Source organism: Hanstruepera flava (genome assembly GCF_023634025.1).
Lineage (GTDB): Bacteria > Bacteroidota > Bacteroidia > Flavobacteriales > Flavobacteriaceae > Hanstruepera > Hanstruepera flava.
Map to the genome: position 1 here is coordinate 1,542,989 of NZ_JALJCW010000001.1, position 15,442 is coordinate 1,558,430.

Consider the following 15,442-nt stretch of genomic DNA (forward strand, 5'->3'; position numbering starts at 1 on the left):
AAAATGTTATAGTTTCGAAAATACTGATTTTTCTGCTTAATTAAAGGGATTGTGAAATAAAAACGCCTAAAATTTTTGGCCAGGTTTTTTACTTTTCTGTTTTAGAAGATAGTTGTAATGTTTTAAGGCGTTTACAATAGATTCTGCATTCTCGTGGCCTTTAACGCTCATAACTAATTTGTGGCGTTCCCATTTGTCTTTTTTCTCATTAGCTAAATAAGGAGCATGTATGTTAATAAAAGCTAATTCTTTATCTCTTTTATCAGGCATTCTAAAGGAATAAACACTTTTAAAATCGTATAGAATAGAACTTATTTCTTTTGTTTGGTTTTTATTCATGACTATTAATCGTAAATAATCACCTTCAAACTTTGCAACATATTTGTTCTTTAAATAGCCGTTGTCGTCATAACAGTATTTGCCAATGTAATCAACTAAAAAAGCTTGTGTTTCTTCATAAGTAACATCACTCTTATTGTTTGTTGGCTTTACATCAAAAGTTTCAACAGTACCATTTTCAAAAATAATTTTTGAAACTTCAGATTTCTTTATATGGTAAGAAGGGCCTGTTAAATTATTTGGTTTCTTATATGAAATGGTTTCTATGTGAATTTCTTCAACTTTAGCAGAAACCTCTTCATTATTCGAGGTTACAATAATATCTTGTGCGTATAATGATAGGTTAAATAAGAAAAGAATTAGGGTGGTTAGTTGTTTCATTTTTAATTATTGATTTTTAATTAGTTTTTTTTCTTCTGATGAAAAGATACTGGATTGCAAGATGTAATCGCGAATATGTTCTTTTAGATTGTTAGATTTAATATATTGAAACTGTTTGAGAATAAATTGTTTGTCTTCATCTATGGCGTCTTTATACTTTAGTAATTTAGGGGTATTTTCTTGTATGCCTAGACGTACAAAACGTGGCTCAATATTATTAGGGTCGGTTTTTATAGCGTATTCTATATAACTAACACCATTGATAAACCCTTCTTTTTTTTCTTTAATAGTTTTAGCATATTTTGCTTGCAAAGCTATTGAAGCCCCTTTGTAGGCAACTAAAGTGCTTTTGTCTTTTTTTGTTATCTCAGACAACATGTTAAAAAACCCTTCAACTTTAGTTTTGTCGTTGGCAGCCGCCTTATAAGCCTCACGTACTTCGGGTAAGGATATATTATAAGATATAAAGGAATAAGCTATTAGTATTAAAAAAAAGTGTTTCATAACATTATTAAAGGACTCTATAATTAGTTGTCAATTTTAATGCCATAGTGTCTCCAAAAGCGGTACTGTTTTTTACACGATAGCCAGAATCGGTTTCGCTTATGTTTAAAGTTAACTGTAAATCTGGTGTTTTTTCTGGGTTAATAATGGCCATAAATTTTACATTACTAGCCGATTCCATAAATAATTTTTTGTTTAGGACCTGCTCTGATAATTCCTTGATGATTTGCATCATGCAAACACCTGGTGTTACAGGGTTTCCAGGGAAATGCCCTTTAAAAACGTCATGATTTTTATTAATGGTTATGCTAGCATTGGCCTGGCCATCAGAAAAATTTAATTCATTTACTTTGTAGAAATCTTTTAAAAGCATTACCAACCAAATTTATAATAGACATTAAACTGAAACACAGAATTTAGTTTATTGCTTCCGTTATAATAATCGTTGTTGTTGTCATCAAAGTAATAGTCATAATAACCATCTCTAACGTCAATAAGCCCTTGCTTATAACGTGCTTCTATACCAAGCCCTATAGGGAATTCGTAACCTAGTCCACCAAATAGAGCAAAGTCAATTGGTGTAAGGTCATCATAATACAAGTTGTCAGATATGTTAACTTCAACACTAGGGCCAATTATAAAATGAAGCCCTAAATTTGGTACGAAATAGAATTTGTTAGTTATCGCCATTCCAATATAATGAACATTTACATCACCATCATTATTATTTTGATAAACAGGATCGTTATAGGGTTCAACATTTGGAAAATCTTGGGACCAACCTTGATTTGAGTAAGTGAATTCAGGCTGTAATTCATAAAAACCACCTAATCTTAAGTTCACGAAAATAGCTCCGTTAACACCTATTTTTCTAGATGAATTATTCAAATCGGTTATAGTTGATGCGTTTATTCCAGTTCTAATTCCTGGACGAACTTTTACTTGAGAGAATGATGCAGCTGTTATCATAATTACTGCAAAAGATAAAATGAGTTTTTTCATTGCGAAATTGATTTAAGGGTGATGTTGAGTTTTATGTTTTTGTGTTCGATTGTTATGTTGTTTGCAAAGCTATTATTTATTTCTGAATACGTAAATACGACTTTTTCTTTTGATTTATTTGTTCTAATAATTTTATATATATCATTTTTTTTATAAAGGTAGTAATGTTTGTTGTTCACCACGCTATTGAACACTAAATCGTCTTGTTTAGTAAATACTTGACTAACCTTAAAGTTTTCGTCTGTAAGTGTTTGAAAGTCCGATTTTAAAATGTTAATCAACATTTTTTTATTTAACTCATCAAGAATGTAATTAACCTTAAAATCTGATTCTGTGAATGAGAAATCAAACAATTTATTTCCCATTTCTGTTGTAAAAGCTACACGATGGGAATTAGAATTTATTTTTTTTACAATAAGTAACCCGCTAAAATCACGATCGTAAACCATTATATTGGCTTTGTAAACATAATCTTTGGTTGAGTCAGAAAAATAAGGATTTGTTACAGTTTGTGTTGAATTTGTAATTGGAGTGAAGCCTTGTTTTTTTGAATACGATGCGCAGCTTGCAAAGCACACGAGCAAACTAATTATTAAATACCGCATTATCAATTGGCTTATTTAAAACTTTTTTGCTAAAAACAATTTTAGTATAATCGCCTGAAGCTTCAATCATTTTTACTTCTTCTACATCGCCATCTTGATTATAGGAAATATGAAAATCACTTATATATTTAGCAAATTTTTTATCCTTGGGTTTGAAATGCACAATAAATTGATTGTCATTTTTAAAGTAGAAAATATTAAATTCTGAGTCATCAAACATATCACCTTTTACACTTTTTATTATAAGGTTATTTAATTGTTTAAATAGTTTGCTTGACCCGATGTTGACCTCACTTTTATTACCTTCATCATTAATATATAGTGTTTCGTTTTTAAAAATAACCGAATAGCTATAAGGATTGGTATATTCCCATTTAACTAAATCTGGAGCTTTAAATGAAAGTTTACCATTAGTAATAATATCGTTGGTTAAAAAATCTAAATGCTTGTATTGGGTAAAATTGCTTAATATGGTTTTTGTTGTTAAAGCTTTATCCTTAACACGCTTTATTAGCGTTTTGGATTCAGAATCGTTTAATGGGGTTTGAGCCATTATTGTCGTACTGAATAGAATTAAAATAAAGCATAATCTATGCATAAGCTTTAATGTTAAAAAGTTCATTAATTGTAACCGCTTTTAAATTTTTATGTTGTAAAAATAACAATAACTGTTCCAAAACTTCTACAGTTTTTAAACTAGAGTCGTGTAGCAGAATAACATCGCCCTTCTTTAAGTTTTTGGTAATTCTATTTAGTATTTGCTGTTTACTAATGGAAGTCGTATCAAACGATCGTTTATTCCACCCAATAGAATATAATGTTAATGCTTTAACTGCTTTTTTAATTCTTGGGTTGGTTACTCCAAAGGCAGGTCTATAAAGCTGTAGTGACAATCCAGTTAGATTTTTAACAGTTCTATTAGTTTGTTGCAGTTCGTCAACTACTTTTTTAGTGCTAAAAAAGCCAAACAAATTATTATGGGAATATGTATGGTTTCCAACGGTATGCCCTTCAGCTAGAATTTGTTTAAAAACATTAGGGTAGGTTTTTACATGTTTTCCAATACAGAAAAACGTAGCTTTTGCATTATACTGTTTTAATAGGGCTAAAACTTGGGGAGTAAATTCTGGATGAGGGCCGTCATCAAAAGTAATAGCAATATGATTTTTAAGTGTTTCGGGATTATTGTTTAAACTCTTGACATGGTAGTTCCAGCCTATAATAGCTGAACCTAATGCAGTAATACTAAACCAAATTAAAAGTAGTAGGCCAAACCACCAAAGTGATATGTGGTAAAACAGAAACAATACTAGTAAACCTATAAAGATAACTATTGCGGTTATGTTTATTGATTTAAAATTTAGCATTTACGAAGTAAAGTGAAACTATGATTTTCTCCACAATACTGGTTGTATAAAAGTATGTTTTTAAATTGAGAAATGTTTTTGTCATTCAGTTTCACCAAATCTGGAAGCGATTGTGCTTTTAAAATGTTAGCAGCCAACCAGAACCCAAAAGAGGAAGCCGTATGAAATTCACCGCTTAAATGTTTGTAATAAGCTTGTAGTATTTCCTTAAAAATGCCAGAAGTTAATGTGCTGTAATAATCATCATATCTTACATCGCCATTATTTCCAAGAACAACTAAATCAATGTCATCAACACTTAAATTATAGTCCTTTAAAAAGTTTTCCGCAGTATACGAAATACCATCTTTAGGTAGTGTATTATAAATATTGACACCTACAATTTCGGCATAAGTAGATGATTGTTGTTGGTTTGAGAACACAAAGAAATTAGCGCCTTCACTAAAAACAACACCTTTAGTATTAGACAGTAGTAGCTCGCTACTTTTAACAGGTTCTGTTTTTATTTGATCAACTAATTTTAATAGCTTAACAGTATGTTCGCCAATTTCGTCTACACCACCAACTAAAATATTTTGAGCTTCGTTTTGTTCGAGTTGTAGTTTAGCATCTATTAAACAAGACTCAAATGAACTGCTACCATGTACGTATGTGAAATTGTATCCTTTACATTGCAACTCCAAAGCTATTTGGCCGCCAACAGTATTATGTGTTGATTGAATAAATGGTGTAGGTGTTAAATATTGTTCGTCATTATCTAAAATATTACTCAAAAACTTTTCTGAATCACGTAAGCAACCCATGCCTGTTCCAGTTATTATGGCATCAACTTGTTCTAAACCGGCATCTTGAAGTGCTATTTTTGATGCTACAATACTCATTTTTATACCCTTGGCCATACGTCTGGCTGCAGCAGGAGGAATATAATCTTTGTAATTAGGATCTAGAGCAGGTATTACGGTATCGTTATATTCAATTATTTCCGAAAGGAAATTATTATTTTCATACGTTTTTTGAGCTGAAATTGACCCAACACTATTTATATAAACACGTTTCATCACCCTACTTTTGAAAATATAACGGTTGAACAGTTTCCTCCAAACCCAAATGAATTGGACATTACGGTTTGTAACGGTTTTTCTTTTGGTGTGAGTTGAGGTGTTATAGAAAATTCCTGCATTTGGGTTTTGAAATTCAAATTAGGAAATATAACATTATTTTGAAGCGCTAAAACGGAATACACAGCTTCAACAGCTCCAGCAGCTGCAAGCGTATGTCCTGTATAAGCTTTAGTAGAACTGAAATCTGGAACGTCCTCTCCAAACACACGAATTATTGCACGCCCTTCGGATAAATCGTTATTACCGGTTGCAGTACCATGCGCATTAATATAGTCTATATCTTTTGGTGAATAATTAGCAACTTGTAATGCTTTTTCCATGGCTAAAGTGGCGCCATCACCATTATCTGACGATGCTGTTTGATGGAAAGCATCATTAGCGTTACCATAACCTTTTACATATGCTAGCACCTTTTTGTTTTCTGAATTAACAACAGCATCAGATTCTAAAACCAGAAATGCTGCAGCTTCACCTAAATTCAATCCTTTTCTATTATCATCAAAAGGTGTATTGTAAGTGTCTGATAAGATCATTAAAGTTTTAAAACCGTTTATGGTAAACTTTGATAAGCAGTCTGATCCACCAACAATAACACGATCTAATTGTCCTGATTTAATGAGCCTAGCACCTAACATGATAGCGTTCGCAGCTGAAGAGCAAGCGGTACTTATTGTGGTAACTAAACTTTGCTCAATACCTAGTTGTTCTGCAATTTTTTGAGAAGAATCTCCTGCGTTGTGACCAGCAATATATTTTCTATGTGCTTTATTCTCTAGATACTCATAATAATACTTTTCAGTCATATCCATTCCACCAACACTAGTAGCCGAAACCAAACCCGTTTTGTATTTGTTGATATCAGAAATATTAGCGTTATTAAGCGCTTCTTTAGCTGCAATGGCACCAAGGAATGCGGTTCTAGAATAGTTGTTGTCTGGAGTAAGGCCTAAAAGATCTTCAAGTTCTTGATTGGTATAGTCTATTTCGCCAACCATAATATCATTTTGGTGCGTAGTTTCAATCTTTGAGATTCTTGAAATTCCTTTAGTTTCTGAAATGAGAGATTGATAATTTTCTGCGACATTGTTTCCAATGGCAGAAATTATACCCATTCCAGTTATTGCGACTCCTTTACTCATAACATTCCCTGCACCAGTGAATAAAGCTTATTTAGATCTGTGTTCAGTAATATAAGCTGCCATTGTATTTATTGATTCAAAAATGGTGCGCCCTTCTTTAGGATCTGTTAATTTAATACCATAGTTTTTATCAAGCATTACAATAAGTTCTAAGGCATCAATAGAGTCTAAACCTAAACCATCACCAAAAAGCATGTCATCATCAGCAATATCAGCTGGTGTCATGTCTTCAAGGTTTAATTGTTCTATGATGTTTTCTTTTAATTCCTGTTTTAAAGCATCCATATTATCCGTTATATAATGTTATTATGTTTTGTTTGTTATGTATTGTATCTCCTGTTTTAGATACTAAATATAAAAATGCTTCATAATTAGTATCATCAAAATCAACCCACCCGCTTAATACAGCTTCAGATTTATTTAAATCTAATAAACTATTTGAATAGTTAAATAAATGGTCTGCATTAAAGCTGTCAAAGATAAAAAAACTATTTTCAGAAAACAGCTTATATTTAATACTAATCTCGCCTAAACAAATATTTGGTAACGTGTATACAAATACCGCAGGGCTAGGGTAGTAGTCTAGTTTATCTTGTATGGAAGTTTGATGCTTACGATCCGTATCTAAACTAGCAGCTTTATTTGAAAAAACCAATGCTATATCATTGTCAGTACTCGTGTTGAGGTTTTCATTTTTTAATAGTATATCTGCCGCCATAAATGCCAACTTGCTTAAGTTATCCATTTTAAAAAACTTGGCATATTTGGTGTTTTCTGCTCGATATAGGTTCTTAATAAACTCTGAAAAGGTTTCCGAACTATCCTGATAAACATCATTTCCATCTAGCCAAACAGAATTGTTTTTGATATGACAATACGAAGATATGTAATAGTTGTTTTTCAATTTTATTTTTTCTTACATGCTAAAATGGTGTGATATTCCCCAACCTGAATATCTTCTATTAGTGCCAAACCTGCTTCGTCTATTAGTCTAATTAACACTTTTGATGGATACATTTTACTGTTTCCATTTGCCATAACCGTAAAGTATAATGATGTAGCTTCTAAAACAAATTTAGCATTGTCAAAACGTTGTCTATCTGTAAATGTTTCCATGATTAACACTTCGCCATCCTCATTTACAGCATTGGCACAAGCTTTTAAAATGGTTAATATTTCATCTTCAGAGAAACAATCTAAAAACTGACTCATCCAAATGGCGTCTGCACCTTGAGGTAATTGTGGGTTTTCAGACAGCCAATCTATTTCATGATGTGTTACGCGATTTCCGAAACCGGCCGCTTCAACATTGGCACGTGCTATTTTTAATTGGCCAGGCAGATCAATCATTTTAATAGTAACCGAGTCATTATATTTACTACCACTAATGGCAAACTTACCTGTGTTTGCGCCAACATCATAAATAGTTTTTGGGTTGTTTCTAAACACAAATTCTAAAGCTTCCTGAAACACATCGTCTGAATAATGATGATCAAATTCAAACCAAGCTTTTTGAACATCTTTAGGAAGCACAGAAAGGCCTTCATAAATAGTATTCCAGTTACCAAGTTCCTTTAAACCTGAAGGTTTACCTGTTTTAATGGCATCGGTTAAATGAAAAAGACCTTTATAACATACATCTTGGGTGAAGTTAATGTTGACATCAACTGTTCTATCAAAAGCTAAAAAGTAACCTGTTGTTGTTAATTCAAAATTACCAGAATCATCTTGGTCTACTATTCTATAGCTTTCAGCTATTTCTAATAAAACACCAATACCATAAACACTGAGTTCTAATTCTTCTGCTAATTTCTCTATAGTAATACCGCCTTTTTTTCTATACTGAAAAATTAAATTAAAAATACCTAGTTTACGTAGGGCTACTACAGCTTGAAATACGAATGGAGCAAAGGCAATTCTTTCAGCTTCTTCAACGGCATCAATAGCCCTAATTGGTTTTTTTGTCATTGTCGTCATTTTATGTTAGCGTTTTATAAATTATAGCCGTATTACATCCTCCAAAGCCAGAAGCGGTTTTAAGGAACGTTTGTAACGGTTTGGTTGGTTTTGTCGTTTGTTTTATAATATTTAAAGGTTTTGAAACTCCTAACGTTTCAAAACCTTTTGATGAATAAAGCACATTGTTTTTTAATGAATGCATCCCGATAATAGTTTCTAGCAATCCAGATGCGCCTAATGTATGTCCAAAATAACCTTTTAAGCTATTTAAAGGGACACTTTGAATGTTACTACGATTAATGGCGATAGCTTCCATTTCATCGTTAAACATTGTTGCTGTACCATGAGCTGAAATAAAATCGATTTCAGATGGTCTTATTTTTGCCTGTTTTATGGCAGATTGAATACTTCTATAGAGTCCTTCTCCAGTTCGGGATGGTCCTGAAATATGATTGGCATCATTACATGAACTTTCACCAAGAATTTCAACAGCCTCTTCAGCAAGATTAGTATTGTTATTAGTTACCAAAGCACTTGCAGCTACTTCACCAATATTAATACCTGTTCTGTTTTTATCATAGGGCTTACAAGGCTCATTGCTTAAGGCCTGAAATGAATTGAATCCAGATAATATAAACTCTGAAACAACATCGCCACTTACTATAAAAACATGGTCGTAAACATCTTGTAAGATAAAGCGTTTTGCAATGGCTACTGCTAAAACTCCAGAAACACATGCATTAGAAACGATAATGGCATCATTTTCAAAATTGAAAAAGGTTTTGATAGACTTTCCAAGTTCATCTAAATATGCACGTTCTTTCGAAAAAGGATTGTTTTCGTCCAGAGCATCTATATTACCCTTTGTAGTTGAAATTATTAACCCGACACGTTTGTTTAACTCTATGCCAGATTTGGTAATAACCTTTTGTAAAGCGGTTATCATCATTTTTTCGAGACGAGTATAATCTTGGTTAGGCTTCAGTTTTTGAAAAGCGTTTTCTAAATCTTCAGTATTGATTAAGGCAGAATAAAACGACTCTGGCAGAAAAGTTTTATTATCTATCAGTTTTAAGCCTGAAATTTCATTGTGAATGTTTTGAACAACAGTCTCACTATCAAAACCCAGTGATGAGATAATGTTATTATATGACACATAGGTTTTATTCATCTAGTAAGCCTACTTTTTGTTTCCAATTTTTAAAAAAGGGTGGAATAGTTAACCACAATTCGCCTTCCCCTATTTTATCAACAAATACTTGAATGGTTTCACCAGTACAAACGAGCTGATTGTTTTGGTTGTAAATTTCGTATCTAAAAACCATTTTGGCAGAAGGACTGTCTACATAAATTGTTTTAATGGTTGCAATATCACCATAGCGCAATGGTAGTTTATGATCTGTACTCGATTTGACAATAGGTGTTGCAAACCCAAACTTCTTTTGGTCTAAATATGAAATACCATGATGTCTGCCAAAAGCCTCACGGCCATCTTCAAAATACTGTATATAGTTACCATGCCAAACAATTCCCAATGGATCTGTTTCAACAAAGCGAACGCGTACTTCACTAATGTGTGTAATTTCTTTTGGGTTATAAGGCATTTTTCTTTTCATTATAAACTATTGCAATTAAAGTGGTTGCTAAAAAAAAGAGTAACAACAGACTAATTTCTGGTAAAATATCTAATAGCGACCCATTTCGTAAAAATACATCGTAAAAAGCATTTAAACCCCAATTCATTGGTGAAATTTGAGATAGGGTTTGCATGATTTTTGGCATAACAAAAACAGGAACCCAAACACCACCTAAAGCTGCTAAAATTACAACAAAGGTTGCGCCAAATGGAGCCGATTGCTCTTGGGTTTTAGCAATTGTGCCCAGTAATAAACCTAAACCTATTGCTGCCAGTCCCGCAAAAACGGCTACCACAAAAAGAAGTGGCAGTCGACCTGAAACATCTAGATTTGGTAAACCAATGGCTGGGAAAACATATAAACCTACCAAAAGCATTAGAATAAATTGTATTAGACAAACCATTAAATAAACCAATGTTTTCCCACCTAATACTATAGCATAGGAAACGGGATTTGTTCGGAGTCTAACAAAAGTACCTTGGCTTTTTTCTTTAACAATATTTATTGAGAGCGGAACAATTATAAAGAATATGGCAAACAGTGTCCAGGCAGGTACATTATGTTGGACAGAATTTGGGATATATTCTTCATTGTCTTTTTGAGGAAGTATTTCGTTAAAAGTGATATAGCTTTCGGTATCAAAAATAACTTCTGATGGGTCGTCAGTTAGCTGTTCTTGAAATGCTTTGTAAATGGATTCTGTTTCAATCTTTGCAACCATTTTGTCAATACCATTCTTAACGGAATTCTTAAAGGTTAATTGGGTTGCTGGATCAAAGTATAATTTAACTTCTTTACCTTTTATTACTTCTTGTTGAAGGTTATCGGTGGTTTCTTCCAATCCGAATTTTTCAATAATGCCATCTACATTTTGTGATACCTTTTTATCTAAACCGGAGCTTAAGTTTTCAGGAATTATAATGGCGAGCTGGTATTTGCCTTTAAACACTAAATCTCTTGCTGTACTTTCGGTTTCTTTTAAGTTTATTTCAAAAGTATTAGACTCGTTTAGGCCTTTTAAAATGGTTTTTGACACATGGCCATTATCGTTATTGACAATTAAAATGGGAATCTTGTAATCAGTAACTGTTTTAAATGTGCTATCCTGAATTAAAGTAATAGTAATAATAAGCACAAGAGGCATAATAAATAGGATAGCAATACCACCTATATCACGTGTGAGCAATAAAAATTCCTTATATGTAGAAGCTATTAATTTATGCATGATCTCTTAAGGCTTTTCCGGTTAAATTAATAAAAACATCTTCGAGATTATGAGCACCATCATTGTTTTTAATTAAATCTTTGGGATGTCCTTTAATAATTATTTTTCCATGATCTATAATAGCAACTCGAGTACAAAATGTTTCTGCTTCATTTAAATGATGCGAAGTGTAAATTATTGTTGTTCCATTTTTATTAAGCTCTTGAAGAAACTCAATAATAACATTCTTGGATTGTACGTCTACGCCAACAGTTGGTTCATCTAAAAATAAAACCTTAGGTTCATGCAGTATGCTTGCAATTAAATTTACACGTCGTTTCATGCCTCCTGAAAATGCATCTATTTTTTTATGGGCAAAATGAAGCAAGCCTAAATGTTCGAGGGTATGGTTAATTTTAGTGTCTAATTCTTTTCCTTTTAAACCATACATGCTTCCAAAATATTTTAAGTTTTCAAAAGCGGTTAATGAAGGGTATAATGCATATTCTTGAGGAACAATACCAATATGCTGTTTAAGCTGGTTTTTATTTTTTTGATAAGTTAAACCATCTATGGAAAAAGTACCCGAGGTGGGTTTGATAAGCGCACATAACATAGAGATTAATGTGGTTTTTCCTGCGCCATTAGGGCCTAGTAAACCAAAGATTTCTTTTTCATGAATCAACAAGTCTATATTAGACACCGAAAAATTCTCGGAACCTTTATATTTTTTAGAAACTTGTTCAATTTTTATCATTCTTATTTTATAGCTTTCTTTAGTTTTTTAAAGAACACCTCTTCTTTATCTGCAATAACTTCAAGTTGCGAGGCAACATTGTTGTAGGCATCGTCTTTAGCACTCCGGTTTTTATAAATTCTAGAGGCATCAACAGCAAAATCACGCCATAGATCTCCAATATCGGTCATTTCTTTTGATAGTTCAGATAGTTCGGGTTTGCTTAAAACCTTACTTGACTCTTGTAAAAAGGCAGCAAAAATATATCTGAAGCCTCCACCACCTGTACCAATCTCTTCTTGCATCCTAACTATTTGCCCTAAATAATGATTGGCTTTTTTAATACCTTTTTTCTTGGGCCATTTTCTTATGAGTTTAGCTGTATGACGTATTCCTTTTACACCTAAAACCGGCATAGGAGCTAACATATCTCGACATGTGTGCTTTATTCCTTTTATTATCGCTTTTTCCAGGTTTAATTCTTTGGGAAAATCAATAGGGTAGTAAATATGACCTTTAGGCGCAAATGCGCCTTTAGCAAAACGTACTTTTTCTAGTTGCTTATCTGTTAAGGTGGTTACGGTTTCCATAACAGGGTCACTAATTAAATAGGTGTCGCCCTCTTTTCCATAAACAACTAAATTATGGGCATTAAAATGGAAACGATACTCATCTGGAAAATAAACTAAATTATAGACTCCTACTTGTAAACCTACCGGATTATTGTTTTTTAAATTCTCATCTAGTCGTGCTTTTGCTAGCTGTGGATTTTTAAATTTTTCGCGTTTAATTTTTATACCAACACGTTTAGCAAAACGCTTGAATATAATTCCAGGCAATGCTCTGTATGTAAAAGCAGGTGCATGGTTTACCATTAAGAACGGGATATAACAAAACAAAAGACCTGAACCAATGCCAAATGCCATAGGCTCGCTAACATTAAAGCCATGGTGTTTCATTAAATTGGAAATCACACCGTTTTCGCAATGAGCTGATTGGTGGTGTGTAAAATTAATCTGCATGAAGCTCTATGTTTTTTAGTTGTTCAATACTAATGTCAAATACATCAGCATACTTTTCAAGTGTTTTATTTGATAATTTGTTGAAGACACTAGGTTTAAAATGTCTTTTTACTCGCCATTTCCATAGCCCAACATAGCTTGCTAAAATTGGGAGGTCCATTTTGTGAAATTCCATATAGTATTCAATAGGACTTGTTTTATTGTTTAAAACGCGTTGTTTGGCATTTTCCACACGTTCTTTAATTTCTTCAATAGCCTTATTTAAAGCTATGGTTTTAGGATCCCAACCCGAGCTGTTAACAGTTGTGTACTCGCCATTTTCATCAACAGCATAACATAATTCCTTAAAATTAGCGGATTCTAAATTACTTTTATCTTGAGGGACTTCGTCTTTTTTCATGCTGAATTTATTTGAGTTCCTGTATCACCAAATTTAATTCACAAGATAATAATTCTTTATCGTCTGAAGTTATTGAGCAATTTATAGTGCAAATACTATATTCATCGGTATCAAACCTAGATTTTAATTTGGCATTTGTAATGATGGTACTTCCAACTTTAGGGCAACTAAAAACGGTTACTTTTTTTATCGCACTAATAAAACCAATTAGTTTAATGCCTTTCCCTTCAAAGTCATCTTCTTTAAAATAACTTTTTCCAACAATAGAAGAACAGGTTTGAGCGGCATTTTCCACTAAACCGGCTTCGTTAAAAAAACCATTGTCGTTGAAAATACAATCGGTTTCAATCTTAAATGATGTTGAAACATGTTCGTTATCTATAGATAATACGTTGTCGACCATTAAAAAGGGCGGTCTGTGAGGTAAAAAACGGGTAATATCTAGATACGATAAATTCATTAATTAGCTATAACGGTTTTCATTTCTCCAGAGGCAATTTCTTTATCATCAGAATCAAAAACCTGAATTGAAACCATTGTTACACCATTAAATTCGTGTAGGATGTTAGCTTTAGTTGTTATAGTGTCGTTTAAAAAAGGGAGGTTGAAAATTTCAACTTTTTTAATCGATCCAATGTAACCTGTTGGGGGAACTTCTCCTTTTACAAAAAAATCATAGCCTGTATGTAACGCTACTGTTTGCGCCATATTTTCTATTAAGCCAGGTTCAAGCAAATAATCATTTTCTACAAACAGATTGTTTTCTAATATTTTAAAGGAAGACACCACGGAATTGCCAGAAAAATCCAATAATGAATCGACCATTACAAACGGCGATTTTTGTGGGATTAAATTAGAAATATCGTTTATAGGAAACACTTGTGATGCCATTTTAACAAACAGTTAAAAGTGCATAGGCATATGCAAAACGAGCACTTTCTGGAACAGATAACAATATTTTATCGCCTTTTTTCAACTTACCTGAATCAACAAGTTCGTCTAACATGATATAAATTGAAGCGGCTCCAACATTACCAACTTTACTTAAGTTCATAAACCAATTTTCCCAAGGAATTTCGGTTCCTTGGTCTACCATTTCTTGATAGAGCTTTTCTTTAAAGAAATTTGAAGAAATATGAGGTAGGTAATAATCAATATCTGTACTCTTAAGATGGTGTTTGTTTAAGGCTTGTTTTAAACTATCCACACCTTTTTTAAGGATGTTTTCGCCCAAAAGTTTTACATCTTGTTTCATGGCGAATAGTGATTTTTTACTCCATTGATCAGATGGATATTCGCTCCAAGGTTTTAAAAAACCATTTTCCAACTTATCAGCACCAGCATACATACAAGCTTCTAATTCGTGTGCGTAAGAGTAGCCTTCCATCCATTCAATTTTAAGAGGCTGCTTGCCTTTTGGCTCACTTTCCAATAGAAAAGCCCCAGCACCATCAGAAAGCATCCAACGCAGAAAATCCTTATTAAAAGCCAGGATAGGGTTTTCTTCTAATGTTTCAAGATATTTTAGTTCCTCTTCAAAAGTATCAGATTTCATCCATGAAGAGGTGCGTTCAGAACCAGTACAAACAGCATTTTTTGTTTGTTCAGACTTGACAGAAAGATATCCAAATTTTAAAGCATTCATTCCAGAACAGCATGCGCCAGAAGGCGAATTAATTTCTGTGTTTCCATTTTTAAGAAACCCATGAACCATTGCTGCATGCGATGGTAATATTTGGTCTGGACTAGATGTTCCGCAGGACAATAGTTCTATTTCTGAAGGCTCTAAAGTACCTTCGCATAAATTTGCAATTGCTTCTTTTGTAAGTTGCGCATTGTTGTGAGTTATATTTCCATCATCATCAATAGCATAGTACCGTGTTTTTATTTGATTGTTACGCAAAACAATACGACGCCCTTTTGAAGATTTCCCATTAATTACACCTAACTTTTCTTCCATCTCATCATTACTAATGGGACGATTAGGTAAAAATTTTGATATTTTAGTAATATAAACTTCCTTCAT

21 protein-coding genes are annotated in these 15,442 nt (G+C 32.8%); all 21 read right to left on the bottom strand.

Going from position 1 to position 15,442, the window contains the following annotated elements; translation table 11 throughout:
- Positions 1-66: 66 nt before the first annotated feature.
- From MTX13_RS07195 to MTX13_RS07295, 21 genes are read right to left on the bottom strand one after another with little or no spacing between them, the layout of a single operon-like run.
- A complete protein-coding gene (locus MTX13_RS07195; RefSeq protein ID WP_250433793.1) occupies positions 67-720 on the bottom strand; it encodes a hypothetical protein in 654 nt (217 codons plus the stop codon).
- 6 nt (positions 721-726) lie between these two features.
- Positions 727-1,224, bottom strand: a complete 498-nt coding sequence (locus tag MTX13_RS07200; protein WP_250433795.1) for a hypothetical protein — start codon at positions 1,222-1,224, stop codon at positions 727-729.
- Positions 1,225-1,231: 7 nt separating this feature from the next.
- Positions 1,232-1,597, bottom strand: coding sequence for a 3-hydroxyacyl-ACP dehydratase (locus MTX13_RS07205; protein ID WP_250433796.1), 366 nt, complete (start codon positions 1,595-1,597; stop codon positions 1,232-1,234).
- Positions 1,597-2,226 carry a porin family protein gene (locus MTX13_RS07210; RefSeq protein ID WP_250433798.1) on the bottom strand — a complete coding sequence of 210 codons (630 nt, stop codon included), beginning with the start codon at positions 2,224-2,226 and terminating at the stop codon, positions 1,597-1,599. The genes MTX13_RS07205 and MTX13_RS07210 overlap by 1 nt, the downstream gene beginning before the upstream one ends.
- Entirely contained in the window at positions 2,223-2,831 is a 609-nt protein-coding gene (locus MTX13_RS07215) for a hypothetical protein (RefSeq protein WP_250433799.1), read from the bottom strand. Before MTX13_RS07215 ends, MTX13_RS07210 begins: the two co-directional genes overlap by 4 nt.
- On the bottom strand, positions 2,812-3,429 hold the full coding sequence (locus tag MTX13_RS07220; protein WP_250433800.1) for an outer membrane lipoprotein carrier protein LolA: 618 nt from the start codon (positions 3,427-3,429) through the stop codon (positions 2,812-2,814). Before MTX13_RS07220 ends, MTX13_RS07215 begins: the two co-directional genes overlap by 20 nt.
- Entirely contained in the window at positions 3,422-4,198 is a 777-nt protein-coding gene (locus MTX13_RS07225) for a polysaccharide deacetylase family protein (RefSeq protein ID WP_250433801.1), read from the bottom strand. Before MTX13_RS07225 ends, MTX13_RS07220 begins: the two co-directional genes overlap by 8 nt.
- Positions 4,192-5,256, bottom strand: coding sequence for a beta-ketoacyl synthase N-terminal-like domain-containing protein (locus MTX13_RS07230; RefSeq protein WP_250433802.1), 1,065 nt, complete (start codon positions 5,254-5,256; stop codon positions 4,192-4,194). Before MTX13_RS07230 ends, MTX13_RS07225 begins: the two co-directional genes overlap by 7 nt.
- Positions 5,256-6,458, bottom strand: a complete 1,203-nt coding sequence (locus MTX13_RS07235) for a beta-ketoacyl-[acyl-carrier-protein] synthase family protein (protein ID WP_250433803.1) — start codon at positions 6,456-6,458, stop codon at positions 5,256-5,258. Before MTX13_RS07235 ends, MTX13_RS07230 begins: the two co-directional genes overlap by 1 nt.
- Before the next feature lie 27 nt (positions 6,459-6,485).
- Positions 6,486-6,743 carry a phosphopantetheine-binding protein gene (locus tag MTX13_RS07240; protein ID WP_223032189.1) on the bottom strand — a complete coding sequence of 86 codons (258 nt, stop codon included), beginning with the start codon at positions 6,741-6,743 and terminating at the stop codon, positions 6,486-6,488.
- A 1-nt stretch (position 6,744) separates the two neighbouring features.
- Complete coding sequence (locus tag MTX13_RS07245) at positions 6,745-7,362, bottom strand: 3-oxoacyl-ACP synthase (RefSeq protein WP_250433804.1); 618 nt, start codon at positions 7,360-7,362, stop codon at positions 6,745-6,747.
- Between the two features lie 2 nt (positions 7,363-7,364).
- Positions 7,365-8,426: a methyltransferase gene (locus MTX13_RS07250; protein WP_250433805.1), complete on the bottom strand. Its 1,062-nt coding sequence runs from the start codon at positions 8,424-8,426 to the stop codon at positions 7,365-7,367.
- Positions 8,427-8,436: 10 nt separating this feature from the next.
- Entirely contained in the window at positions 8,437-9,588 is a 1,152-nt protein-coding gene (locus MTX13_RS07255) for a beta-ketoacyl-[acyl-carrier-protein] synthase family protein (protein ID WP_250433806.1), read from the bottom strand.
- Positions 9,581-10,033, bottom strand: coding sequence for an acyl-CoA thioesterase (locus MTX13_RS07260; protein ID WP_250433808.1), 453 nt, complete (start codon positions 10,031-10,033; stop codon positions 9,581-9,583). Before MTX13_RS07260 ends, MTX13_RS07255 begins: the two co-directional genes overlap by 8 nt.
- On the bottom strand, positions 10,011-11,279 hold the full coding sequence (locus MTX13_RS07265; protein WP_250433809.1) for an ABC transporter permease: 1,269 nt from the start codon (positions 11,277-11,279) through the stop codon (positions 10,011-10,013). The genes MTX13_RS07260 and MTX13_RS07265 overlap by 23 nt, the downstream gene beginning before the upstream one ends.
- A complete protein-coding gene (locus MTX13_RS07270) occupies positions 11,272-12,015 on the bottom strand; it encodes an ABC transporter ATP-binding protein (protein WP_250433811.1) in 744 nt (247 codons plus the stop codon). Before MTX13_RS07270 ends, MTX13_RS07265 begins: the two co-directional genes overlap by 8 nt.
- Positions 12,016-12,017: 2 nt before the next feature.
- Entirely contained in the window at positions 12,018-13,016 is a 999-nt protein-coding gene (locus MTX13_RS07275) for a BtrH N-terminal domain-containing protein (protein WP_250433813.1), read from the bottom strand.
- The gene (locus tag MTX13_RS07280; RefSeq protein ID WP_250433814.1) at positions 13,006-13,416 is read right to left on the bottom strand and encodes a hypothetical protein; all 411 of its coding nucleotides are present in this window, start codon (positions 13,414-13,416) and stop codon (positions 13,006-13,008) included. Before MTX13_RS07280 ends, MTX13_RS07275 begins: the two co-directional genes overlap by 11 nt.
- Positions 13,417-13,423: 7 nt before the next feature.
- Positions 13,424-13,876: an ABC transporter permease gene (locus tag MTX13_RS07285; protein ID WP_250433815.1), complete on the bottom strand. Its 453-nt coding sequence runs from the start codon at positions 13,874-13,876 to the stop codon at positions 13,424-13,426.
- The gene (locus MTX13_RS07290; protein ID WP_250433816.1) at positions 13,876-14,307 is read right to left on the bottom strand and encodes a hypothetical protein; all 432 of its coding nucleotides are present in this window, start codon (positions 14,305-14,307) and stop codon (positions 13,876-13,878) included. The genes MTX13_RS07285 and MTX13_RS07290 overlap by 1 nt, the downstream gene beginning before the upstream one ends.
- 1 nt (position 14,308) lies before the next feature.
- The gene (locus MTX13_RS07295; RefSeq protein WP_250433817.1) at positions 14,309-15,442 is read right to left on the bottom strand and encodes a beta-ketoacyl-ACP synthase III; all 1,134 of its coding nucleotides are present in this window, start codon (positions 15,440-15,442) and stop codon (positions 14,309-14,311) included.